Annotated in this window: 21 protein-coding genes; 9 read left to right on the forward strand and 12 right to left on the reverse strand. The window is 60.7% G+C overall.

Annotated elements, in window-relative coordinates; all coding sequences use genetic code 11:
* The first annotated feature begins 97 nt into the window (after positions 1 to 97).
* The 5 genes from DQ393_RS18605 (at position 98) to DQ393_RS18625 (ending at position 4,347) form a co-directional block, all read left to right on the forward strand.
* Positions 98 to 1,132, forward strand: coding sequence for a Gfo/Idh/MocA family protein (locus DQ393_RS18605; RefSeq protein ID WP_112343415.1), 1,035 nt, complete (start codon positions 98 to 100; stop codon positions 1,130 to 1,132).
* Positions 1,133 to 1,135: 3 nt separating this feature from the next.
* Entirely contained in the window at positions 1,136 to 1,597 is a 462-nt protein-coding gene (locus DQ393_RS18610) for a MaoC/PaaZ C-terminal domain-containing protein (protein WP_112343228.1), read from the forward strand.
* The gene (locus DQ393_RS18615) at positions 1,594 to 2,727 is read left to right on the forward strand and encodes an extracellular solute-binding protein (RefSeq protein ID WP_112343229.1); all 1,134 of its coding nucleotides are present in this window, start codon (positions 1,594 to 1,596) and stop codon (positions 2,725 to 2,727) included. Before DQ393_RS18610 ends, DQ393_RS18615 begins: the two co-directional genes overlap by 4 nt.
* A 107-nt stretch (positions 2,728 to 2,834) precedes the next feature.
* Positions 2,835 to 3,566: an SDR family oxidoreductase gene (locus DQ393_RS18620; protein WP_112343416.1), complete on the forward strand. Its 732-nt coding sequence runs from the start codon at positions 2,835 to 2,837 to the stop codon at positions 3,564 to 3,566.
* A 106-nt stretch (positions 3,567 to 3,672) separates the two neighbouring features.
* Positions 3,673 to 4,347 carry a DUF1345 domain-containing protein gene (locus tag DQ393_RS18625; protein WP_112343230.1) on the forward strand — a complete coding sequence of 225 codons (675 nt, stop codon included), beginning with the start codon at positions 3,673 to 3,675 and terminating at the stop codon, positions 4,345 to 4,347.
* Between the two features lie 32 nt (positions 4,348 to 4,379).
* Here DQ393_RS18625 and DQ393_RS18630 read toward each other — a convergent pair whose 3' ends face one another.
* The 7 genes from DQ393_RS18630 to DQ393_RS18660 all read right to left on the reverse strand — a co-directional run bounded on the left by DQ393_RS18630 (position 4,380) and on the right by DQ393_RS18660 (position 11,531).
* Positions 4,380 to 4,553: a DUF1328 domain-containing protein gene (locus DQ393_RS18630; protein ID WP_015341190.1), complete on the reverse strand. Its 174-nt coding sequence runs from the start codon at positions 4,551 to 4,553 to the stop codon at positions 4,380 to 4,382.
* A gap of 342 nt (positions 4,554 to 4,895) precedes the next feature.
* Positions 4,896 to 6,323, reverse strand: coding sequence for a gamma-aminobutyraldehyde dehydrogenase (locus DQ393_RS18635; protein ID WP_112343231.1), 1,428 nt, complete (start codon positions 6,321 to 6,323; stop codon positions 4,896 to 4,898).
* A gap of 13 nt (positions 6,324 to 6,336) precedes the next feature.
* Positions 6,337 to 7,152 carry an ABC transporter permease gene (locus DQ393_RS18640; protein WP_112343232.1) on the reverse strand — a complete coding sequence of 272 codons (816 nt, stop codon included), beginning with the start codon at positions 7,150 to 7,152 and terminating at the stop codon, positions 6,337 to 6,339.
* Positions 7,142 to 8,116 carry an ABC transporter permease gene (locus tag DQ393_RS18645; protein WP_112343233.1) on the reverse strand — a complete coding sequence of 325 codons (975 nt, stop codon included), beginning with the start codon at positions 8,114 to 8,116 and terminating at the stop codon, positions 7,142 to 7,144. Before DQ393_RS18645 ends, DQ393_RS18640 begins: the two co-directional genes overlap by 11 nt.
* A complete protein-coding gene (locus DQ393_RS18650) occupies positions 8,113 to 9,099 on the reverse strand; it encodes an ABC transporter ATP-binding protein (RefSeq protein ID WP_112343234.1) in 987 nt (328 codons plus the stop codon). The genes DQ393_RS18645 and DQ393_RS18650 overlap by 4 nt, the downstream gene beginning before the upstream one ends.
* Positions 9,100 to 9,290: 191 nt before the next feature.
* On the reverse strand, positions 9,291 to 10,451 hold the full coding sequence (locus DQ393_RS18655) for an ABC transporter substrate-binding protein (protein WP_112343235.1): 1,161 nt from the start codon (positions 10,449 to 10,451) through the stop codon (positions 9,291 to 9,293).
* Positions 10,452 to 10,622: 171 nt separating this feature from the next.
* Positions 10,623 to 11,531 (reverse strand): LysR family transcriptional regulator, encoded by a 909-nt coding sequence (locus DQ393_RS18660; RefSeq protein WP_112343236.1) that lies wholly within the window; start codon positions 11,529 to 11,531, stop codon positions 10,623 to 10,625.
* A gap of 195 nt (positions 11,532 to 11,726) precedes the next feature.
* Between DQ393_RS18660 and DQ393_RS18665 the strand changes: the two genes are divergently transcribed.
* Entirely contained in the window at positions 11,727 to 12,563 is an 837-nt protein-coding gene (locus DQ393_RS18665) for a hypothetical protein (RefSeq protein ID WP_112343237.1), read from the forward strand.
* 134 nt (positions 12,564 to 12,697) lie between these two features.
* On the opposite strand, the gene lysS is transcribed toward DQ393_RS18665, so the two are convergent.
* Entirely contained in the window at positions 12,698 to 14,194 is a 1,497-nt protein-coding gene (gene lysS / locus DQ393_RS18670; protein WP_112343238.1) for a lysine--tRNA ligase, read from the reverse strand.
* A 16-nt stretch (positions 14,195 to 14,210) separates the two neighbouring features.
* Complete coding sequence (gene gltX / locus DQ393_RS18675; RefSeq protein ID WP_112343239.1) at positions 14,211 to 15,668, reverse strand: glutamate--tRNA ligase; 1,458 nt, start codon at positions 15,666 to 15,668, stop codon at positions 14,211 to 14,213.
* Positions 15,669 to 16,021: 353 nt separating this feature from the next.
* Between gltX and DQ393_RS18680 the strand changes: the two genes are divergently transcribed.
* Positions 16,022 to 16,432 carry a hypothetical protein gene (locus DQ393_RS18680; protein ID WP_112343240.1) on the forward strand — a complete coding sequence of 137 codons (411 nt, stop codon included), beginning with the start codon at positions 16,022 to 16,024 and terminating at the stop codon, positions 16,430 to 16,432.
* A 45-nt stretch (positions 16,433 to 16,477) separates the two neighbouring features.
* Here the strand turns inward: DQ393_RS18680 and DQ393_RS18685 are convergent, their stop codons facing one another.
* The 3 genes from DQ393_RS18685 to DQ393_RS18695 all read right to left on the reverse strand — a co-directional run bounded on the left by DQ393_RS18685 (position 16,478) and on the right by DQ393_RS18695 (position 19,114).
* On the reverse strand, positions 16,478 to 17,218 hold the full coding sequence (locus DQ393_RS18685; RefSeq protein WP_112343241.1) for a TerC family protein: 741 nt from the start codon (positions 17,216 to 17,218) through the stop codon (positions 16,478 to 16,480).
* A 157-nt stretch (positions 17,219 to 17,375) separates the two neighbouring features.
* Complete coding sequence (locus DQ393_RS18690) at positions 17,376 to 18,215, reverse strand: GyrI-like domain-containing protein (protein WP_112343242.1); 840 nt, start codon at positions 18,213 to 18,215, stop codon at positions 17,376 to 17,378.
* Positions 18,216 to 18,433: 218 nt separating this feature from the next.
* Positions 18,434 to 19,114: a TetR/AcrR family transcriptional regulator gene (locus DQ393_RS18695; RefSeq protein WP_112343417.1), complete on the reverse strand. Its 681-nt coding sequence runs from the start codon at positions 19,112 to 19,114 to the stop codon at positions 18,434 to 18,436.
* A 180-nt stretch (positions 19,115 to 19,294) separates the two neighbouring features.
* Between DQ393_RS18695 and DQ393_RS18700 the strand changes: the two genes are divergently transcribed.
* Positions 19,295 to 20,515 (forward strand): HlyD family secretion protein, encoded by a 1,221-nt coding sequence (locus DQ393_RS18700; protein ID WP_112343243.1) that lies wholly within the window; start codon positions 19,295 to 19,297, stop codon positions 20,513 to 20,515.
* A 26-nt stretch (positions 20,516 to 20,541) separates the two neighbouring features.
* Positions 20,542 to 22,146, forward strand: a complete 1,605-nt coding sequence (locus DQ393_RS18705; protein WP_112343244.1) for a DHA2 family efflux MFS transporter permease subunit — start codon at positions 20,542 to 20,544, stop codon at positions 22,144 to 22,146.
* Positions 22,147 to 22,166 lie beyond the last annotated feature (20 nt).

Raw genomic sequence — 22,166 nt, forward strand, 5'->3', positions numbered from 1 at the left:
GAGGGATCACCCCACCCCGGACCTTCGGTCCGACCCTCCCCCTCAAGGGGAGGGTGTCGTGACCTTCGATCCCAAATCCTTGCGCCAATGGTGGCCGATGCCGTCGCATCCTCGCTCCATCGTGATCTTCGGTGCCGGCAGCATCGTCGGCGACGCGCATCTTCCGGCTCATAAGCAAGCCGGCTTTCCGGTCGCAGGTCTTTACGATCCGAACGCCGAGAAGGCGGCGGCGCTGGCTGCTCGATGGGGCATTCGAGTTTTCGCCTCCGAAGCGGAGGCCCTTGCCGTCGAGGGCGCGATCTTCGATCTGGCGACGCCGCCGGCAGCGCATGCGACGATCCTTTCGAAATTGCCGCGCGGTTCCTTCGCGCTGATCCAGAAGCCGATGGGCAGTGATCTTGCCGGCGCCTCGGAAATCCTGCGGATCTGCCGCGAGCGGGATATCAAGGCGGCCGTCAACTTCCAGCTTCGCTTCGCGCCGATGATGCTGGCGCTCTACGATGCGGTGAACAAGGGCTATCTCGGCGAGGTCGTCGATTTCGACGCATGGCTGGCGCTTGCAACACCCTGGGGGCTCTGGCCGTTCCTGAAAGGCCTGCCGCGGATCGAGATCGCCATGCACTCGATCCACTATCTCGATTTCATTCGCGGCTTGCTCGGCAATCCGCGGGGCATTCATGCCAAGACCATCGGCCATCCCAATCACGATGTCGCGCAGACGCGGACGGCGGCGATCCTCGATTATGGCGACAAGGTTCGCTGCGTACTCTCGGTCAATCACGACCATGATTTCGGCCGCAAGTTCCAGGCCTGCGAGTTTCGCATTTCCGGCACCAAGGGCGCTGCCTACGTCAAGCTCGGCGTCAATCTCGACTATCCCAGTGGCGAGCCGGACGAGCTTTGGATCCGCCCTGCCGGCGGCAGCGATTGGGTCGAGGTCAAGCTGGAGGGCGCCTGGTTCCCGGATGCCTTCGTCAATCGCATGGCCAACCTGCAGCGCTTCGCATCCGGTGAGGATCAAGAGCTGATCGGCTCGGTCGAGGATGCCTGGCAGACCATGGCGCTCGTCGAGGCCGCCTATCAGTCTAGCACCTTGCCGGCGACACCGATCGCGGAACTTCCAAAGGTTTGAGGAATGGCAGAGCAAACCATCTATTTCGAGGACTACGAACTCGGCCATGTCAGGGTGAGCACGGGACGGACGATCACCGAAACCGATTTCGTTGTCCATGCCGGCCATACCGGCGATTTCTTCCCGCATCACATGGATGCCGAGTTCGCCAAGACCTTGCCCGGCGGCCAGCGCATCGCGCATGGCACGATGATCTTTGCGATCGGCGTCGGACTGACGGCCTCGCTCATCAATCCCGTCGCCTTTTCCTATGGCTACGACCGGCTCCGCTTCGTCCGCCCGGTACATATCGGCGATACGATCCGTACGCGCGTCACCATTTCAGCGAAGGAGGATGATCCGAAGCGTCCGGCGTCCGGCCGTGTGGTCGAACACTGTGAGGTGCTGAACCAGCGCGACGAAGTCGTGCTTGCCGCCGATCATATCCTCGTCGTTGAGCGTAAACCGGCAGCGGAGCAGGCATGATGGCGAAGCTGAAGGGAATGACCTGGTCGCATCCGCGCGGCTACGATCCGATGATCGCCTGCTCGAAGGTGTGGCGGGAAAAGACCGGCGTCGAGATCGGCTGGGAAAAGCGGTCGCTGCAGGATTTCGAGACCTATCCGGTGGAAGAACTTGCCGCCCGATACGACCTCATCGTCATCGATCACCCGCATGTTGGCCAGATCACCCGCGAGACCTGCCTGCTGCCGCTCGACGACGCTGAACATGCGGATGAAATCGCGGCGATCGCAGCCGGCACCGTTGGGCGCTCCTATCAAAGCTACAATTGGCAGGGGCGTCAATGGGCCTTTCCGCTCGATGCGGCAACACAGGTGCAGGCCTATCGACCCGACCGCCTGAACGCGCCGGTCAAGGATCTTGCCGACTTCGTCACGCTCGCCCAGGAAGGCAGGGCGATCCTGCCGATGCGGCCGCCGCATTCGCTGATGACCTTTATCACGCTGGCTGCCCACCTCGGCACGCCCTGCAGCATCGAGGGACCGGATTTCATCGCGAAAGCGGACGGCGAAGCGGTGCTTGACTGGATAGCGCGGCTCGTCGCCGGCATGGATGTCCGCTGCTGTGAGATGGACCCGATTGCCGTCCTCGACCTGATGGGCCAGCCCGACAGCCGGTATGTCGCGGCGCCCTTCATCTACGGTTACGTCAATTATTCTTTTGCGGGCTTCAGGCCGGCGCGGATCGCCTTTGCGGATATGCCTGTCATCGACGGCCGCGTGCCGAACGGCTCGGCGCTTGGCGGTACGGGCATTGCCGTCTCGGCGCACACGCAGGCCCCGGAAGAGGCAAAGGCTTTCGCACGCTGGATCGCCGGTGGGCCGGTGCAGGCGGGCATTTATGCCAGCGGAAACGGCCAGCCCGGCCACGCCGACGCCTGGATCAGCGATGCGGTCAATACGCCGGCCCTTGATTTTTACCGCAGTACCCGGGCGACGCTGGAAGGCGCCTATGTGCGGCCGCGGCACGACGGCTACATGGCATTTCAAAGCGACGCATCCGCAGTGATTAGCGATGGACTGCGAACCGGAGAGCGGCATACAGTCCTCATCGACAAGCTGAACCGCCGTTTCGCGCAGTCCTTCGAAGCTTAGCGTGAGGCTGCGCCAACTGATTGTTATTGCATGATCTTATCCGAAATGCCGGCTACAGAGCCGGCGAAGTGGATGAGGTCATGATCCCGGAGGAAAGGATCAGGATTATGGGTCACGGGTTGGAAGGCAAGAAGGTCGTCATCACGGCGGCGGGGCAGGGGATCGGCCGGGCTTCGGCCGAGCGCTTCATCTCGCTTGGCGCGCATGTCTACGCCACCGACATCAACGAGCAGACGCTCTCGACGTTGGAAGGCGCCAGCAAGCATGTGCTGAATGTGCTTGACGGCGCCGCCGTCAAGGCTTTCTCGCAAGAGGTCGGCCCTATCGACGTGCTCTTCAACTGTGCCGGCTTTGTCCATGCCGGCACGATCCTTGATTGCGAGGAGAAGGATTGGGATGTCTCCTTCAACCTCAACGCCAAGGCGATGTACACGACCTGCCGGACCTTCTTGCCGGGCATGCTGGAGAAGGGCAAGGGCTCGATCGTCAACATGGCTTCGGTCGCTTCCAGCGTGAAAGGCGTGCCCAACCGCTTCGCCTATTGCGCCTCGAAGGCTGCCGTTATCGGGCTCACCAAGTCGATCGCTGCCGATTTCGTTGCGAAGGGCATCCGCGCCAATGCGATATGCCCCGGCACGGTCGACAGCCCCTCGCTGCATGAGCGGCTCAGGGCAACCGGCGACTATGACAAGGCAATGAAGGATTTCATCGCCCGCCAGCCGATGGGCCGCATCGCGACCGCCGAAGAGATCGCCGCTCTGGTGACCTATCTGGCCGGTGATGAGGCGGGCTTCACGACGGGTCAGATCCACGTCATCGACGGCGGCTGGACGGGCTGAGGCTTCCTTGTCGCAATTGGAGACCTCGTGTTGCGAGGCCTCCTTTTATTTGCCACTCTCGTTTGCGAATCGGTTTGTAACGGCGATTTGCGATCAGGAGAGCGGCATGGATGCGAACGGATTTTTGCATCGTTCCAGAGGTCTCGTGCTGTGGCGCAAGCACCATGTGATCGTGATCTCCGTGCTTGCCGGTATCGCCGTCTTCCTGTTTCTGACATCACGTGATCTCAATGCCAGCAACCTGCTGATCGCCTGGGACACGACCGCCGTCGTCTTTATCGTCTATAGCCTCTATCGGATGCTGACGGCCAATGCGCTTCGCATCCGCAAGCGCTCGGCCGACCTCGATTTTTCGGATGGATTCCTGCTTTTCCTGTCGATCGCGGCGGCAATCGCCAGCATTGGTGGCATTGCGCTGGATCTGCTTGGCGTCAAGGACGCCTCACCCGAAGTCGCTTTCTACCGCGTGATGATGGCGATCGTGACGATCCTGATTTCATGGACCTTCCTGCATACCCTGTTCACCATCCACTATGCGCATCGGTTCTATAGCATTCCGGGCAAGGGGCAGGGATTGAAATTCGCCGAGCCGGTGGAGGAACCGATCTATTGGGATTTCCTCTATTTCTCCTTCACCATCGGCGTTGCTGCGCAGACGGCCGATATCGGCGTTTCCACCGTTTCGATGCGTAAGCTCGTGCTTCTGCACGCCATCCTCTCGTTCCTGTTCAACACGACGATCCTGGCGCTTGCGATAAATGTCGGGGCGAGCCTGATCTAGGCCCGCCCCCGATGCACCGATGATCCCTGTCGTCAAACGACGGCGTTGCCGGCCATCACGGCCAGGATCAGGAACACCAGGAAGATGATCAGGAAGATAGCGAAGAGAACACGCGCAATGGTTGCGGTTGCCGCCGATACCCCCGAAAAACCGAAAAAGCCGCTGATCAGCGAAATCACAAAGAAAATGAGAGCCCATTTCAGCATTTAGCAATCTCCTCTGCGTTGTACTTGTTGAAGACGCGGGAGGAGGGTGATTTGTTCCGAGGGCGGTTGGGTTTTGACGACGGCTCTGGAATTGTGGGGAGTGTGGCACCCCCCTCTGTCACTTCGTGACATCTCCCCCACAAGGGGGGAGATTGGTAACTTGCAGCGCTGCCATTGCAAAACAATGAGCATCGTATCGGCTGGGCTATTATGCTTTATCTTACGGACTGAATGATGCGCTCCAACGATCTCCCCCCTTGTGGGGGAGATGTCCCGAAAAGGACAGAGGGGGGTACAGCGGGGCCCCAAACTCAGGAAGGCTGGTTTGCGTCAAACCTCCCGTCACCCATGATTGATCATCACATGCCGGACGGCTGTATAGTCTTCGATAGCGTAGACTGACATATCCTTGCCGTAGCCGGATTGCTTGAGCCCGCCATGCGGCATTTCGTTGACCAGCATGAAGTGGGTGTTGATCCAGGTGCAGCCATATTGCAGCCGTGCCGCCGTCTGCATGCCGCGGCTGATGTCCTTGGTCCAGACCGAGGAGGCCAGCCCGTAGTCGCTGTCGTTGGCCCAGGTAACGGCATCCTCGGCATTGGTGAAGCGCGTCACCGAGACCACAGGGCCGAAAACTTCGCGGCGGACGATCTCGTCATCCTGCGTAGCGCCGGCGACGACGGTCGGGGCATAGAAGAAGCCGCGCTCGCCGGAAATCTTGCCGCCGGTGGTGATCTCCATGTGCTTGTGTTCGGCGGCGCGGGTGACGAAGCTTTCGACGCGGTCGCGCTGGCGCTTGGAGATCAGCGGGCCGATTTCGTTCTCAGTGTCGTCAGCGAGGTTGAACTTGATGCTTGACACGGCTGACGTCAGATCCGCGACGAAGTTGTCATAGACTTTTGCGTCGGCATAGATGCGGCAGGCAGCGGTGCAGTCCTGGCCGGCATTGTAGTAACCGAAGGTGCGGATGCCGGCGACCACGGCGTCGATATCGGCATCGTCGAAGACGATGACGGGAGCCTTGCCGCCGAGCTCGAGATGCGTGCGCTTGACCGTCTTGGCCGCAGCCTGCAGGACCTTCTTGCCGGTAGCGACATCGCCGGTGATGGAAACCATGCTGATCTTCGGATGGTTGATCAGCGCATTGCCGACGCTCTCGCCGCGGCCGAGGATGACGTTGACGACGCCCTCGGGAAGGATATCAGCAAGCAGCTTCGCCATCTTCAGCGCCGTCAGCGGCGTCTGCTCGGAAGGCTTGAAGACGACGGTGTTGCCACCGGCAATGGCTGGCGCCAGCTTCCAGGCCATCATCATCAGCGGATAGTTCCAAGGCGCGATGGAGCCCACGATGCCGATCGGATCGCGGCGGATCATCGAGGTATGGCCGGGCAGATACTCGCCGGCGACAGGGCCGTGCAGGTTGCGCACGGCGCCGGCAAAGAAGCGGTAGCAGTCGACAATCGCCGGGATCTCATCATTGAGCACGGCGTTGATCGGCTTGCCGCAGTTCAGCGCTTCCAGGGCTGCGAAACCTTCGGCATCGCGCTCGATGGCATCGGCGATCTTGAGGAGATAGGCCGAACGCTGGCTTGGCGTCATCTGCGACCAGCTCGTGAACGCCTTTTCGGCAGCATCGACGGCGGCATCGATCTGCCCGAGCGAGGCCTCGGGCAAGTTGAGCACCGTCTCGCCTGTCTTCGGGTTGAGGACGCGTTCTTCCGTTTCCGTGCCGGCTTCGAAGCGGGAGCCGATCAGCATTTGAGTATCCATTATTCTCTCCCTTTCATTTGCCGCCGCCGGCGATCTGATCGCCGTCGCGGGTGAGATAGTAGGCTGCCAGGATTGGCAGGAAAGTGACGAGCACGACGACCATGGCGACGACGTTGGTCACCGGTCGCTGGCGCGGACGGATGAGTTCCTCCAGCATCCAGATCGGCAAGGTCATCTGCTGGCCACCGGTGAAGGTGGTGACGATGACTTCATCGAAGGACAGTGCGAAGGCAAGCATGCCGCCGGCAAGCAGCGCCGTGCCGATATTCGGCAGGACGATGTGGCGGAAGGTCTGGAAGCCATCGGCGCCGAGATCCATCGAAGCCTCGATGAGCGAGCCGGAGGTTCGGCGGAAACGGGCGACGGCATTATTATAGACAACGACGACGCAGAAGGTGGCATGGCCGAGAATGATCGTCCAGACCGAGAAGGGGATGTCGAACAGGCTGAAGGCGGAGCGCAGCGCAATGCCGGTGATGATGCCGGGCAGCGCGATGGGCAGGATGACCAAGAGCGAGATCGCCTCGCGGCCGAAGAATTTCGTCTGGCTGACGGCGGCGGCGCAGAGTGTGCCGAGGATCAATGCGATGATGGTGGCGATGGTCGCGACCTGCACCGACAGTGCCAGCGCCGACCAGACATCCGGCCTGTTCCAGGCGATGCCGAACCATTGCAGGGTCAGCCCCGGCGGTGGCCACTGATAGCTCTTTTCTTCTGTCGTGAAGGCATAGACGAAGATCAGCAGGATCGGCAGATGCAGGAAGAGGAGGCCGCCAGCGGCTGCGATCTTCAGAGGCAAGGAGGCGCGTTGGCCACGATCAGAGCGCATCGAAAGCTCCCTGCTTTTTGGCGATCCAGAGATAGATGGCCATGATGACGATCGGCACGACCGAGAAGGCGGCGGCCAGCGGTACGTTGCCGGCAGTTCCCTGCTGCGTATAGACGGCCTGGCCGATGAAGAGGCGCGAGGAGCCGATGATCTGCGGGATGATGTAATCGCCTAATGTCAGCGAGAAGGTGAAGATGGAGCCGGCGACGACGCCCGGCAAAGCGAGCGGCAGCAGAACCGTGCGGAAGGTCTGGTTCGGCGTCGCGCCGAGATCCGAGGAGGCTTCCAGCAGGTTCGCCGGCACGCGCTCAAGTGCTGCCTGCGTCGGCAGAATCATATAGGGCAGCCAGATATAGACGAAAACGAGAAAGGTGCCGATGTAGCTCACGGAGAGCGAGTTGCCGCCGATGATCGGCAAGGCAAGCACGCCGTCGAGCAGCCAGCCGAGATGCAGTTTGTCGAAGATCCAGGTGAGGATGCCTTCCTTGGCGAGGATCAGCTTCCAGGCATAGACCTTGACGAGATAGCTCGACCAGAGCGGCAGCATGACGCCGAGATAGAACAGCGCCTTCCATTTTCCCTGGGCATAGCGCGCGGCGTAATAGGCGATAGGGAAGGCGACGAAGGCGGATGCGACGGTCACGAGGGCGGCCATCACGACCGTGCGCAGGATGATATCGAAATTCGCCGAGTTCAGCAGCTGGGCATAGGTCGAGAGGGTGAATTCGTAGTTCACCATTCCCGAGAAGTCGTCGATCGAGAAGAAGCTCTGCAGCAAGAGCGCGATCAGCGAGCCGATATAGATGATGCCGAGCCAGAGCAGCGGCGGCGTCAGCATCAGGAAGAGGAATAGTTTCGGGCGGCGCCAGAAGAGATCCGAGAGGCGGCCGAAGACGCCGCCGCGGCGCGGCAGGATCGAGGCCGGCGCCCGGCTCGACGAGGCGGGGAAGGCGGCGGCGTTCATGCGGCGTCGTCCATATAATGAACATCCGCCGGCAACCAGGCGAGGCGGATGGCGGCGCCGGTATCCGGAGCCGGCTGGCCAGCGGGTACGGTCACATGCAGGCGGGCGCCATTCGTCTCGACCGAGAGGCGGGTAGCGGCACCGAGAAAGCTCGTCGCTTTCACGGTGGCCGCCACGCCGCTCCCCTCAGTCAACCGGATGGCCTCGGGGCGCAGGCTTGCCCAGCGCCGCTCGCCGCCGAGCGACGACATGGTTTCGGGGGCGATGACATTGGAGGAGCCGACGAAATCGGCGACGAAGCGGGTCTTTGGTCGCTGATAGATGTCGTGCGGCGTGCCCTGCTGCACGATGCGGCCGTCGTTGAAGACGGCGACGCGGTCGGCCATGGACAAGGCCTCGCCCTGATCGTGGGTGACGAAGATGAAGGTGATGCCGAGCGCCCGCTGTAGGCTCTTCAGTTCCTCCTGCATCTGCTCGCGCAGTTTCAGGTCGAGCGCGCCAAGCGGCTCATCGAGCAGCAGTACCTTCGGCTTGTTGACCAGAGCGCGAGCGAGCGCCACACGCTGGCGCTGACCGCCGGAGAGCTGGCCGGGGCGACGCGCGCCATAACCCGGAAGCTTCACCAGTTCCAGCGCCTGCTCGGCTGCCTTCAGCCGTTCGGCCTTGCCGACACCCTTGACCATCAGCCCATAGGCGACGTTGTCGAGGATATTGAGATGCGGAAAGAGCGCATAATCCTGGAAGACCGTGTTGACGTTGCGCCTATAGGGCGGCACGCCTTCGGCGGTTTCGCCGAAGATTTCGATATGGCCACCCGTGGGCTGCTCGAAGCCGGCAATCAGTCTGAGGCAGGTAGTCTTGCCGGAGCCGGAAGGGCCGAGCATGGCGAAGAATTCGCCGGGCGCGATCTCCAGATCGACGCGGTCCACAGCGCGGACCTGGCCGAAATGACGCGACACCTGCTGAAAACGAACGGCGGTCATGGGGTGCTCCAGGGGTACTTGTTTTCCTTCTCCCCAGTGGGGAGAAGGTGCCTGATAGGGCGGATGAGGGGGCTGAAGAGCGGAGTGAAGCGGAGGGTGAGCGGCAAGCGAAACGCAGCTTTTGCTATGCTGCGCCACCCCCTCATCCGACCCTTCGGGCCACCTTCTCCCCGAGGGGAGAAGGTAAGTTCCTACCGCCCGCCGATCACGCCGATATAGTCGGAGACCCAGCGGTGATAGGGCACGCATTCGCCCTGCGTGCTGCATTTCGCGACGGGCGTCTTCCAGAACTTGATCTTGTCGAAGTGATCATAACCATTGGTGGCGCAGCCGCTGTCGGTCAGGAGTTCGTTGCCCTTGCAAGCTGCCGGAACCGAGGGTACGGCGCCGAACCAGGCGGCGGCATCGCCCTGAACCTTGGCCTGCAGGGAGTGCTCCATCCACATATAGGCGCAGTTCGGATGCTCGCTGTCGGCATGCAGCATGGTGGTGTCGGCCCAGCCCGTAGTCCCCTCATCCGGGAAGGTGGAGGCGATCTTCTGCTTGTCGGCTTGCAGCAGGTTCACCTGGAACGGCCAGGAGCCGGAGGCGACGACGCCTTCGTTCTTGAAGTCGTCGGTCTGGATCATCGCATCATGCCAATAGCGGCTGACGATCTTGCGCTGGCCACGCAGCAGCTCGAGGGCGGCCTTGTACTGATCTTCGTTGAGCTCGTAGGGGTCCTTGATGCCCAACTCCGGCTTGTGGGCCATGAGATAGAGGGCTGCATCGGCAATATAGATCGGCCCGTCATAGGCCTGCACGCGGCCCTTGTTTGACTTACCATCAGGCAGCGTTGTTTCTTCGAAAACGATATTCCAGCTCTTCGGCGCCTGACCCTTGAAGGCGTCCGTGTTGTACATCAGCACGTTCGGCCCCCAGAGATAGGGCACGCCATAGTGAACGCCGTTGACCGTGTGCCAGGGGGCATTCTTCAGGCGTTCGTCGAGGTTCTTCCAGCTGGGGATCAGATCGGTGTTGATCGGCTGGACGCGCTTGCCGGCAACGAGTCTCAGCGACGCATCACCGGAAGCGGTCACGAGGTCGAAGCCGCCTTCGTTCATCAGCGCGACCATTTCGTCTGAGGTCGCGGCGGTCTTGACGCTGACCTTGCAGCCGGTCTCCTTTTCGAAACCGGTAACCCAATCGTAATTCTTGTCGCTTTCACCGCGCTCGATATAACCGGCCCACGCGACGATGCTCACCGCACCTTCGCCCTTGCCGAGCGTCTTCAATGGTTCGGCGGCAATGACCTGCGTGGCGAAACTTAAGCATGCGAGTGCGGCCGTGCATGATTTCAGCAGATGCTTCATCGGACTCTCCCGGTTTTTTAAGCCTTGATGGCGTGGAGCCAGTGGCTGGCTTCCTGTTCCCGGAAGAAAAGGTGACGCGATTTCGCCGCATTCGCAAATTCATTTATCAGAAAGGCGATATCGGAAATTCCGATTCCCGGCGCGTATGCGTGAGCTAGGAATAAGCCCGTGCTACCGCTGCCGGCCCGAGCGCATGCTTTCTGCGACGCCGACGAAGTCGCGGGCGGCCTGCGGCAGGCTGGAGCCCTTGCGCCAGACCATGCCGACCTGCACGACCGGCAGCGAGCCGGAGACGTCGCGGCTTTCGATGCGGTCGCCTTCCAGCGACCAGGGGCGATAGACGAGATCCGGAAGGAGAGCGACGCCCGCGCCTGTCGCAACCAGGCTGCGCACTGCTTCGACAGAACGGGTGCGGAAGGCGACATGGGGGCGGGCGCCGAGCGCCGTCAGCAGCTTGCCAGTGTTTTCCTCGATCTCGTCGATGGTCAGCATGATCAGTGGCTCGCGGCTGATGTCGGCGACACTGATGATGTCGGCCGAGACCAGCGGATGACCCATTGGCAGCCAAAGACGATAAGGCGAAGTCTCCAGAATCTCCGCCTGCAGGGCCATGCGATCGCGAAGGTTGGAGATGACCATGACGGCAACGTCGAGTTCACCGCCCACCAGAAGATGTTCCAGATAGCCGCCGTTGTCCTCGATGGCGCTGACCTCCACACCGGGGCAGGCGCGGCGATAGCGCGCCAGAAGATCGGACAGAACATAGCCGGCGACAAGCGATGTCACGCCGATATTCAGCGTACCGCCGGCCTCGTTCCGCTTGCCGGAAAAGCTGGTGCGGGCATCGGAAACGGTCGCGAGGATCTTCGTCGCATGGCGCAGGAACTGGTGGCCGTTATGGGTGATGGAGAGACCGCGCGGATGGCGTTCGAAGAGCTCGACGCCAAGATCGCTTTCCAGTTCCTTGAGGGCTTCCGTGACGGATGATTGCGAGATGGAGAGGTTCTGTGCCGCGCGCGTCACGGAGCCTTGTTCCGCTACGGCGACGAAGTATTGCAGCTGTCTCAGGGTGAAAGCCATGCTCCGGTTAGAGCATGTTCGCGGCGTGAAAGGCAAGCACCCGCCAATCCTGTGAAAGTTCGGACCTTTTTTGGTAGCAATGCCGCCAGAGTTGCAAGTTTCACGTCCGTTTTAAGTATTCCGAAACGCCCTCTGCCTAACGTGAGGGTTGATCATCTTTGTCGGCTTGGAGTGGTCTATGCTGGAGCAGTTGGCGTGAGCGCCTTACTGCATATTTTCCGGGCACACCGGAAGTTTGTCGTCATGATCGGCGGAGTGGCCCTGCTCGTGGGCTCCTCCGGCGTTTTGGCGCTTTCTATCGGCAAGGACAGATTGCTCGATTTAGCGTCGGCTTCCCCCAACGGGCTTCAATGCCTGGATGTCAATCTCGTCACCATCCGCAAGGAAAACCGCTTCTGGGTGCGCAAATATATCCGCACGGAACCGACCGATGGCCTGACACGGGTCAGGACCGCGCTCAGGGTCGCCAAGGCTGTGTATCAGGAGCAGAAGCCGGATCTCGTTCAGGTTGTGGTTCTCGACAAGAACGGACCGACGCTGCGCTCCGACATACGTGGCCGGGCGCTGGGCGCCGACGTGGTCTACGTGCCGCACCCGGACAAGCTCGTCGACGGCAGCTCCGAGGTGCCGGTGACGGCACGCTACTATGATGGCGGCGCCAGCAATGCCGGCCTATTCTACGGTGAGCAGGTCACCATGCTGCCGCAGGATATCGATGCTGCGCTTGCCGGATTGAAGGACTATAGCGATTGCGACAATGCGCTGACGAGCGACAATGGTGTCGCGACCGCGAAGAAGGACAAGATGAAAGCGGCGATCGCCGCGGAAGAAAAGGCAGCGGCAAAAGAAGAACAGCATGATGCCAAGCCGTCGCTGCCGGAGCCGAAATCGACCGGCAATGTGCGGCCCGGTTATGACGACAACGGCGAATTCATCGGCGCCGATGCCCGCGACAAGGAAAAGACTCCGTCACCGCGACTGGACCCGACCATGACGGGTGCCGCGGACCACCGGTCGCCCATCACGAATTGACGCCATCGTCCCTGTTGCAGATTGGGCGGTTCCGCGAAACGCTGAAACGCCCAATCTGTTTGTTCTTGCGCAATTCCGGACGAAAAAGCGCCACGCGCTTTCCTTGAATTGTTCTGGCGTCTGAAATCGCCGGATCAATCGGCCTTGTTGCGACGGGCCGGGAAGAGGATGATGTCGCGGATCGACGGCGAGTTGGTCAGAAGCATGATGAGGCGGTCCACGCCGATGCCGAGGCCGCCTGCGGGCGGCATGCCCTGGTCGATGGCATCAAGGAATTCCTCGTCGAGTTCCTTCTGCTTTTCACCGCGTGCATGCGCCTGCTCGAGCTGCTCGACCATGCGGGCGCGCTGCTCTTCCGGATCGTTGAGTTCCGAGAAGGCGTTGCCGAGTTCCCAAGCGTTGCAATAGGTCTCGAAACGCTCGACGAGGCGTGGCTCGCCCGGCACTTCCTTGGCGAAGGGCGAGATGTCCTTCGGGAAATGCGTGACGTGCGCCGGCTGGATCAGCGTGCCCTCAACCTTCTCTTCGAAGATGAAGGCAAGGCATTCGCCCCAGGTTGCATCCTTCTCGACGGTAAAGCCGGCAGCTTTGGCGGCGTCGCGGGCTTCTTCGTCGGTCTTGATCGCCAGGAAATCGATACCGGTCGCTTCCTTGACAGCATCGGGCATCGGCACGCGGCGGAACGGGCCCTTGAAGGAGATCTGCTTGTCGCCGAAGGCGAATTCGGTGCTGCCATGGATCGACATGGCGAGCGTCGAGAACAGACGCTCGACGAGGTCCATGATGTCCTCGTAATCGGCGTAGGCCCAATAGCACTCCATCATGGTGAATTCGGGATTGTGCCGGGTGGAGACGCCTTCGTTGCGGAAGTTGCGGTTGATCTCGAAGACCTTGTCAGTAAGGCCCGAAACCAGCGTGCGCTTCAGGAAGAGCTCCGGCGCAATGCGCAGGTACATGTCAAGCTTCAGCGTGTTGTGATGCGTCTTGAACGGCTCGGCGGTGGCACCGCCATAGACCGAATGCAGCATCGGCGTCTCGACTTCCATGAAGCCGTCATCTTCCATGAAACGGCGGATGCCAGAGACGATCCGGCTGCGCTGCTGGAAGCGGAGCTTCGATTCCTCGTTGGTCATGATGTCAAGATGGCGTTTGCGATAGCGCAGCTCGATATCGGAAAGGCCGTGCCACTTTTCCGGCATCGGCAGCAGCGACTTGGTCAGCATGGTGATCTGCTGGGCGTTGATCGTCAGCTCACCGCGCTTGGTGCGGCGCACGACACCGGTGACGCCGATGATGTCGCCGATGTCGATCATGGGCAGCAGGGAGCGGGCCTCTTCCGAGGTCACGTCCTTGTGGCTGAAGATCTGGATCTTGCCGGAGGCGTCGTGGATATCCATGAACATGCCGGAGTTGCGCGAGGAATAGACGCGGCCGGCAACGGTGACGACATCGCCGGTTTCCGTATCCGGCTCCACGCCCTCGTATTTCGCAGCGAGCTCGGCATTGGTCATGGTCCGGTGGAAATGCGCCGGATAGACGTCGCCGATCTGTTCGCGCAGCAGCTTCAGCTTCTGGCGGCGAACTTCCGTTGCGTCGGAGGAGAGGGCGGATGCTTCGGTCTTGTCGTTCATGGTTTTAAAGTCCGGTTCAGTTCTTTGGGCCGACGAGGGTCGCAACGGTCTGCGCGGCCAGTTTCAGCCGCTGGCGTACGACAGAGCGGCCGAGGATCGCCATGCTATCGAAAAGCGGCAGGGAGCGCGAGGAGCCCGATACGGCGACGAAAAGCGGCGCGACGATGACCTTCAGCTTCTTGCCCATGCGGTCGGCGATGGCGCGCAGCTCGGCTTCGATCGTCTCGACGTTCCATTCGAGGATCTTTTCCAGATCTGGCTGCACCGTGTTCAGGATTTCCAAGAGTTCCTCTGGCGTGGACTTGATCTTCGCGAAAGCGGAGGGGTCGAGGTTGAGATCGGACTTGAACAGGAAGCCGGTGAGATCGGGCAGTTCGCCGAGCTTGGTGATGCGCGACTGCGAGAGCTTCAGGCCTTCCTTCAAACGATCGTTTTCCATCGCCCAGATCAGGACGCGATGCTGGAATTCCTCTTCCGAGAGCTTTTCGCGGATCCAGCGGCCGTTCAGCCAGTCGAGCTTCTGGATATCGAAGATCGCACCGGCCTTGGAGAGGTTTTCCGGGTCGAACTTTGCGGCAAGCTCATCCATGCTCAAGAGCTCTTCGCCTTCGGCGATCTGGATGAAGAACAGGCCGAGGAAGTTCATCAGCGCCTCGGGGATATAGCCGAGGGCCGTGTAATAAGAGATCGAGGTCGGGTTCTTGCGCTTCGACAATTTCGACTTGTCGGCATTGCGCATCAGCGACAGGTGCATGAACACCGGCGGCTCCCAGCCGAGATACTGATAGATCAGAATGTGCTTCGGCACCGAGGCGAGCCATTCCTCGCCGCGCGCGACATGGGTGATCTTCATAAGGTGGTCGTCGACGACGTTGGCCATGTGATAGGTCGGCATGCCGTCGGCCTTCAGGAGAACCTGCATGTCGACGGCATCCCACGGGATTTCGACATCGCCGTAAACGCCGTCATGGAACTTGCAGGAGCCTTCCGTCGGGATCTTCATGCGCACGACATGCGGCTCGCCGGCCGCGACGCGTGAGGTCACTTCTTCGGCCGAGAGGTTCAGACAGTGGCCGTCATATTTCGGCGGCAGGCCGGCGGCGCGCTGCGCCTCGCGCATCTTTTCCAGGCGCTCCGGCGTGCAGAAGCAGCGGAAGCCGTGGCCGTTTGTAACGATCTGCTCGACATAGGGCTTGTAGAGGTCCTTGCGGTCGCTCTGGCGATAGGGGCCGTAAGGGCCGCCGATATCGGGACCCTCGGACCATTTCAGGCCGCACCATTTCAGCGCGTCGAGCACCTTGGTCTCGAATTCCGGAGTGGAGCGGGTCGCGTCGGTATCCTCGATGCGCAGGATGAACTCGCCGCCGTGTTTCTTGGCGAAGAGATAGTTGAACAGCGCGATGTAAGCGGTGCCGACATGCGGCTCGCCGGTGGGGGAGGGTGCGATGCGGACGCGAACGCCTGATGTGGTCATTTTGTTTGCCCGTCATAAAAGGCCGGGCCGCGCTTGGGACAAGCGCCGTCCAGCCGAAAATGTGTATCTGGATCAAGAAACCGGCCGGAAAAGGGCGTTCTTAACGCTTCAGTTCCGCGTTTCCGTATGGCTGGCCTTAGGCCATATTCAACGGGAGACGTCAAGGGAAACTGCGCTGCGAGGCCGCTTGCGCCCGGTTGCGCCGCATCGATTTGAGCCGGTCTCTCAATTTCACGAGACGTCTTTACTCTTCATAAGGCTACGGAGACAAAAGCGGGCTGCCCGTCGAATTTGATTTGCAATTTTCGCGGCAGTGGCGAAATAGGTCTTCAATCGTCCACCGCGAGGAAACAATGAAGAAACTGATTTTGAGCTTTTTATTGGCGGTCGCCGCGTTCGATGCAGCCGCGGCGCAATCGACCATTACGCGGGACAGTTCTGCCCGGCTGATCGAGTCCTACCGAGCTTATATCGGCAATGACGACCTTTACAATTCCAAGGGCGAGCGCCTGACGGCGCCCTGGCAGATCATCCGCCAGGACCGTGCCAACTATCACGCCTATCGCCGCCGTGACCGTGGCGACGAGGGCGACAGTTTCTTCTCATTGCCCTCCAATCGCCAGAAGCTGGAAGCCATGCTGGCAAACGGCAATATCGCCGACGATGCCGGGAATTATATCGTTCGCGGCAACGTTTGGATCAAGGTCGACATTTATGGCCGCGGCGATATCGGCGAATGGGTCGACGTGCACGTGCAGGATTGATCGCTCTAATGGGACTGCACCCGCTGGCGGGCGCAGTTCTTTCGATCAATGGCCGCCAGATGCGTTTTTCCGCCGGTTGCGTGCCACCATGTTCAGCACTTCAACCAGAGCGGAGAAGGCCATGGCGGCGTAGATGTAGCCCTTGGGAACATGTACGCCCATGCCTTCGGCGATCAGCGTCGTGCCGATCATCAGCAGGAAGGCGAGCGCCAGCATGACGATGCTCGGGTTCTTCTCGATGAAGTTGGCGAGCGGGTTTGCGGCGACCAGCATGACCGTGACCGCGGCGATGACGGCGACGAACATGATCGCCAGGTGCGGCGTCATGCCGACGGCGGTGATGATGCTGTCGATCGAGAAGACCAGATCGAGCAGCAGGATCTGGCCGATCGCCGAGGCGAAGGTCGTGGTTGATTTAGCGATGAAATCCTCGCCCTGCTCCTGCGGATCGACATTGTGATGGATTTCCTTCGTCGCTTTCCAGACGAGGAAGAGGCCGCCGCCGATGAGGATCATGTCCTTCCAGGAGAAGCCCTGGCCGAAGATTTCGAAGACGGGCTGGGTCAGCTGGACGATCCAGGCGACTGTTCCGAGCAGCGCGAGGCGCATGATAAGGGCGAGGCCGATGCCGATCTTGCGGGCTCTGTCACGATGCTCCGGCGGCAGCTTGTTGGTGAGGATCGAGATGAAGATCAGGTTGTCGATGCCGAGGACCACCTCCATGACCACGAGCGTGACGAGCGCCACCCACGCTCCCGGGTCCTGTATCAGCCCGATAATATCCATTGACGATGCCCCCTTTGATCAGCATTCGCCGGTGCTGGCCCCCAGCCCGGCCTCTCCAGAATGGCCGTAATGTAAGGAGCGCAGTCGTCCGTACAAGCGCCACCGCCAATTTCGTGGCGGCGGCCTTATCTCCGGGTCTTGTTCCCACGCTGGGTTTCTAGGCCTTCAGAGGGACCCATATCTCCGTCACGCCCGTGCCCGTGCGTGGGTCGAAGCGCTCGTCGTAGCGTTCCATCATGTCGGGGGTGCCGCCATGCTGCTGGCCCGATTGCGGCAGCCATTCGCCAAAGATCTGCTGCACGGTGGCGGAAATGCCGGAGATATGGCCGCGATGCGTGAAGATCGCATAGCGCTGCTGCGGCAGCTTCATCGTCACGAAGCCTTCGGGCAGGCCGTCAGCGGCTGAGACTTCGGCTGCCGACATATAGCGGAAGCTTTCGCTGCCTTCTTCCGCCTGGGTGCAGACGCCATAGGCGACATTGCCGACCTGGCTGGGAATATGGCCGAAATGCTGATTGAACTTCTGCCAAAGCGAGGGGATAGCCTCTGTCGCCTCATAGGCATAAGTTTCCGCAAGGCCGGCAAGCAGCATTGCGGGGTGGGTCTCGAAGCGCGGTGCCTCGAGCTTGGGAAGGCGGGTGTCGTCCATTCTGATCGGCTCCTGTAGAGCAAGGTTGCGAACGTGTCCTTGCTTGCGCAGGCTTTCCGGCGTCATGCCGAACTGCTCGCGGAAGGCACGGGTGAAAGCCTCGTGCGAGCCGTAGCCGGCATCGAGGGCAACCTGGAGAATGGAGGAGGAGCCGTCGATCAGTGCGAGAGCCGCTTCGCTGAGGCGGCGGCTCCGGATATAGCTGCTGATCGAGTGGCCCGTCGTCATGCCGAAGACGCGCGAGAGATGAAAGCGCGACAGCCCGGCCGTCTCGGCGATCTCGTCGAGCGAGATGTCGGATTTAAAATGGCTTTCGATAAACCATATCGCTCTGCCGATCGCGCTCATTTTCAACTCCCCTGGTTGCCGGGCCACTCATAGGCCTGTGGCAGCGGCGATGCTTGATCGCCATTGCGGAGTTGAATTACTACACGCTCGCGGCCAGCAGGAGAGGCCTGTTCATCCTGGAGCGGTTCAGTTTTTCACGGAATCTCTGAACCGCTCTATCTCTTTGTTGTCTCGCAATTCCGGACGGAAAACCGCTGCGCACTTTTCCTGGAATTGCTCTAATCCCTGCGATCCGGACCATAGCCTGCCAGGAAGACGCGGACGGCGCCGCGCACGACATAGTCGATCTCTTCCTTCGACGGCGGCTGCTCCATGTCGCCAAAGAGCCGCAGCTTGAAATAGCCGCCGCTGGCCATTTCCAGGAAGTGCCGGGCCGCCATGTCGAAGTCTTCGATCTTGAGATGACCGGCGGCAACCTGCCGCTCGAGGAAGCCGCGCAGCACCGTGCGCAGATTTTCGGGACCGGTGAAGAAGCGTTGACAGAGCGAGGGCATGCGTTCGCGCACGCCAATGACCGTGCGCATGGCGCTGATGGTCTTATCCGAGGTGACGTGCGTGACGAAGACGATACCGAAATCATAAAGCGAGGTCGTGACATCCGCTTCGTCTGAAAGAGCATTGCGCACAAGGTTGACGAAATGGGTGCGCTCGCTCTCCATCATGGCGGCGAACAGATCTTCCTTGTTGGCGAAATAGACGTAGAGAGTGCCCTTGGAAACGCCCGCCTCGCGGGTGACATCGTTCATGCTCGCCGCATCGAAACCCATTTTCATAAAGACACGCTTGGCGCCTTCGAGAATCTGATGACGCTTGGCAGGGTCTTCGCCGGCTGCCCAGCGCCCACCGGAGCCCGGCGCAGGCGCGTTCAACACAGCGGCATTTTGGGATTCGTGTTTCATCGGCTCTTTCACCGTCTCCTTTACGCGATAGGCGATCACTTTTTCCAAATCTTAAACAGATTCGTCAAATAAATCGAACCGCTCAGTTCGATATCTCTTGATATGGAGTGAAAAAGGCTCTATGTCAATTGAACCGAACCGTTCGGTTCGATTATTTTGCCAGTTTTCGGTGGTAGGGAAATGTCGTCAAGTCATGGAAACAATGTAGCACGCATCGTGGACGAGCCAGCAGATGCTGAGGCGGAAGCCCGCGAAGGCGGCGTGTCTGCTGAAGCTCCGGCGGCTGAAACACGTCGCAACCCTGCCCCCGCCCAGGCTGCGCCTGCTGCTCCGGTCCCTGCGGCCCCACCGCCGCCGGAGAAAAAGCGGCGCAGCCTGGTTTTTCCGATTATCCTCATCGCCGCTCTCGCGGCCGGCGGCTGGTACGGCTATGACTGGTGGACGAACGGCCGCTTCATGGTCTCGACCGACGACGCCTATATTGGCGGCGACATCGCGACCATCCAGCCGAAGGTTACCGGCTACGTTTCCAAGGTGAACGTCGTTGCCAACCAGCAGGTCAAGGCCGGCGACGTGCTCGCCACGCTTGACGACGGCGACTACAAGCTGGCGCTGGAGCAGGCCCAGGCCTCGCTCGACACCGAGCAGCTTTCACTCCATACCATCGATGCACAGATCGCAGCCGGCCAGGCCGCTCTTGCGCAGTCGCAGGCACAAAAGGTTGCCCTGCAAGCCACTGTCCGTGGCGCGCAGATCACCCAGACGCGCGCTGCCGAACTGCAGTCGAAGTCGGTCGGCACCACGGCCGCCTTGGATAGCGCCAACATCGCGCTCGACCAAGCCAAGGCGAACCTGGTCGGCGGCGATGCCGCGATTGCCTCGGCGCAGGCGAACATCAATCTGCTGCAGGCTCAGCGCAGGCAGGCCGAGAGCACGATCAAGGGACTGGAGGCCGCTCGCGACAAGGCTTCCCGCGACCTGTCGTTCACCGTGCTGAAGGCGCCATATGACGGCATTGTCGGTAATCGCTCCGTCCAGGAAGGTGACCTTGTTTCTCCCGGCCAGAAGCTGATGGCGATCGTGCCGATCCGCCAGCTCTATATCGACGCGAATTTCAAGGAAACGCAGATCCAGCATCTGGTTCCCGGTTCCAAGGTCAATATTCACGTCGATGCCTATAGCGATCATCCGATCGTCGGCACCGTCGAGTCGATCTCGCCGGCTTCCGGTTCGGTCTTCTCGCTGCTGCCGCCGGAAAACGCGACGGGTAACTTCACCAAGATCATTCAGCGCGTGCCTGTCCGCATCGCATTGCCGCAGGACGCGCTCAACACCGGCCGTCTGCGCGCAGGCCTCAGTGTCGTCGTCGACGTCGATACCCGCACGGCGCCGGATAAATAAGCGATTAAGCTCGGGAGAGACGCAGCATGTCGTCCGCCAGCACTACAGCCGGGTCGCCTCCGCGCGCGGCCGGCCCCGCCGCGCCAGCGGCGGATCACATCGACACGAAAAAACTCATCGCCTTTCTGGCGATGGTGCTCGGCATGTTCATGTCGATCCTCGACATTCAGATCGTCTCCGCCTCGCTCAGCGAAATCCAGGCAGGCCTCAGCGCCGGTTCGGATGAGATCGGCTGGGTGCAGACGGCCTACCTGATCGCCGAAGTCATCATGATCCCGTTGTCGGGAACGCTGGCGCGCATCATTTCGACGCGGTATCTGTTCGCAATCTCGGCCGCCGGCTTCACTGCAGCGAGCGCGCTTGCCGCGACCGCCACCAACATCGACCAGATGATCGTCTACCGCGCCCTGCAGGGCTTCATCGGCGGCGGCATGATCCCTTCCGTGTTCGCGGCGGCATTCACGATCTTCCCGCCATCCAAGCGCAACGTCGTCTCGCCGATCATCGGCCTGATCGCGACGCTTGCGCCGACCATCGGCCCGACCGTGGGCGGCTATCTTTCCAATGCCTTTTCCTGGCACTGGCTGTTCCTGGTCAACATCCCCCCGGGTATCATCGTTACAATCGTGACCTGGAACTTCATCGATTTCGATAAGCCCGAACTGTCGCTGATGAAGAAATTCGACTGGTGGGGGCTTCTTTCCATGGGCGTTTTTCTGGGCGCGCTGGAATATGTTCTCGAAGAGGGCAATACCAACGACTGGTTTAACGACAATTATATCGTTGCGGGCGCTATCGCTTCCGCGATCGGTGCGGTGATCTTCTTCTATCGTGCCTTCACGGTCGAATTTCCCGTGGTCGATCTCAGGGCCTTCACGAACAAGAATTTCGCTTTCGGCTCGATGTTCTCTTTCGTGATGGGTATCGGTCTCTATGGCTTGACCTATATCTATCCGCTTTTCCTCGGGCGTATCCGCGGCTACGACTCTCTGCAGATCGGCGAGACGATGTTCGTGTCCGGCCTTGCCATGTTCTTTACGGCACCGCTGGCCGGCTTCCTTGCGGGCAGAATCGATCTCCGCATCCTGATGATCATCGGCTTCACCAGTTTCTCGGCTGGTACCTACATCATGATGCACCTGACGACGGACTGGGATTTCTGGGAATTGATGATTCCTCAGATCCTGCGCGGCTTCGGTCTGATGCTCTGCATGGTGCCGATCAACAATATCGCGCTTGGAACCATGCCGCCCGCCCGCATGCGCGGCGCATCCGGCTTGTTCAACCTGACGCGTAACCTTGGCGGTGCCGTCGGTCTCGCGATCATCAACACGCTGCTGACGAACCGGCAGGACCAGCATTATTTCAGCCTGCGTGACCATATTCATTGGGGCAGCCATGCCGCCGTCACCCAATTGAACAACATGGCCGCCAATTTCAACGCAGCCGGTCTCGACGGTGAGCAGGCCGCGTTGAAGCAGATGGTCAACATGGCGACGCGACAGGCGGTCGTCATGTCCTTCGGGGATATCTTCCTGATGCTGACCGTATTGTTCCTGGCGATGATCCTCGGCGTCCTCATGTTGAGCAAGCCCAGTCCGACAGGCGGCGGTGGCGGCGGAGGCCACTGATCCAACGCTTAAGAATGCTC

The organism is Martinezella tropici (assembly GCF_003287875.1).
GTDB classification, from domain to species: domain Bacteria; phylum Pseudomonadota; class Alphaproteobacteria; order Rhizobiales; family Rhizobiaceae; genus Rhizobium; species Rhizobium tropici_C.

Excerpts from the sequence above, each read along its gene's own strand:
- DQ393_RS18655 (WP_112343235.1), bottom strand. The coding sequence starts at position 10,451 with ATGAAGCATCTGCTGAAATCATGCACGGCCGCACTCGCATGCTTAAGT.
- DQ393_RS18605 (WP_112343415.1), top strand. The coding sequence starts at position 98 with ATGCCGTCGCATCCTCGCTCCATCGTGATCTTCGGTGCCGGCAGCATC.
- DQ393_RS18660 (WP_112343236.1), bottom strand. The coding sequence starts at position 11,531 with ATGGCTTTCACCCTGAGACAGCTGCAATACTTCGTCGCCGTAGCGGAA.
- gltX (WP_112343239.1), bottom strand. The coding sequence starts at position 15,668 with ATGACCACATCAGGCGTTCGCGTCCGCATCGCACCCTCCCCCACCGGC.
- DQ393_RS18680 (WP_112343240.1), top strand. The coding sequence starts at position 16,022 with ATGAAGAAACTGATTTTGAGCTTTTTATTGGCGGTCGCCGCGTTCGAT.
- DQ393_RS18705 (WP_112343244.1), top strand. The coding sequence starts at position 20,542 with ATGTCGTCCGCCAGCACTACAGCCGGGTCGCCTCCGCGCGCGGCCGGC.
- DQ393_RS18695 (WP_112343417.1), bottom strand. The coding sequence starts at position 19,114 with ATGAAACACGAATCCCAAAATGCCGCTGTGTTGAACGCGCCTGCGCCG.
- DQ393_RS18630 (WP_015341190.1), bottom strand. The coding sequence starts at position 4,553 with ATGCTGAAATGGGCTCTCATTTTCTTTGTGATTTCGCTGATCAGCGGC.
- DQ393_RS18615 (WP_112343229.1), top strand. The coding sequence starts at position 1,594 with ATGATGGCGAAGCTGAAGGGAATGACCTGGTCGCATCCGCGCGGCTAC.
- DQ393_RS18650 (WP_112343234.1), bottom strand. The coding sequence starts at position 9,099 with ATGACCGCCGTTCGTTTTCAGCAGGTGTCGCGTCATTTCGGCCAGGTC.
- DQ393_RS18640 (WP_112343232.1), bottom strand. The coding sequence starts at position 7,152 with ATGCGCTCTGATCGTGGCCAACGCGCCTCCTTGCCTCTGAAGATCGCA.
- DQ393_RS18610 (WP_112343228.1), top strand. The coding sequence starts at position 1,136 with ATGGCAGAGCAAACCATCTATTTCGAGGACTACGAACTCGGCCATGTC.
- DQ393_RS18690 (WP_112343242.1), bottom strand. The coding sequence starts at position 18,215 with ATGAGCGCGATCGGCAGAGCGATATGGTTTATCGAAAGCCATTTTAAA.
- DQ393_RS18685 (WP_112343241.1), bottom strand. The coding sequence starts at position 17,218 with ATGGATATTATCGGGCTGATACAGGACCCGGGAGCGTGGGTGGCGCTC.
- DQ393_RS18635 (WP_112343231.1), bottom strand. The coding sequence starts at position 6,323 with ATGGATACTCAAATGCTGATCGGCTCCCGCTTCGAAGCCGGCACGGAA.
- lysS (WP_112343238.1), bottom strand. The coding sequence starts at position 14,194 with ATGAACGACAAGACCGAAGCATCCGCCCTCTCCTCCGACGCAACGGAA.
- DQ393_RS18645 (WP_112343233.1), bottom strand. The coding sequence starts at position 8,116 with ATGAACGCCGCCGCCTTCCCCGCCTCGTCGAGCCGGGCGCCGGCCTCG.
- DQ393_RS18625 (WP_112343230.1), top strand. The coding sequence starts at position 3,673 with ATGGATGCGAACGGATTTTTGCATCGTTCCAGAGGTCTCGTGCTGTGG.
- DQ393_RS18620 (WP_112343416.1), top strand. The coding sequence starts at position 2,835 with ATGGGTCACGGGTTGGAAGGCAAGAAGGTCGTCATCACGGCGGCGGGG.
- DQ393_RS18700 (WP_112343243.1), top strand. The coding sequence starts at position 19,295 with ATGTCGTCAAGTCATGGAAACAATGTAGCACGCATCGTGGACGAGCCA.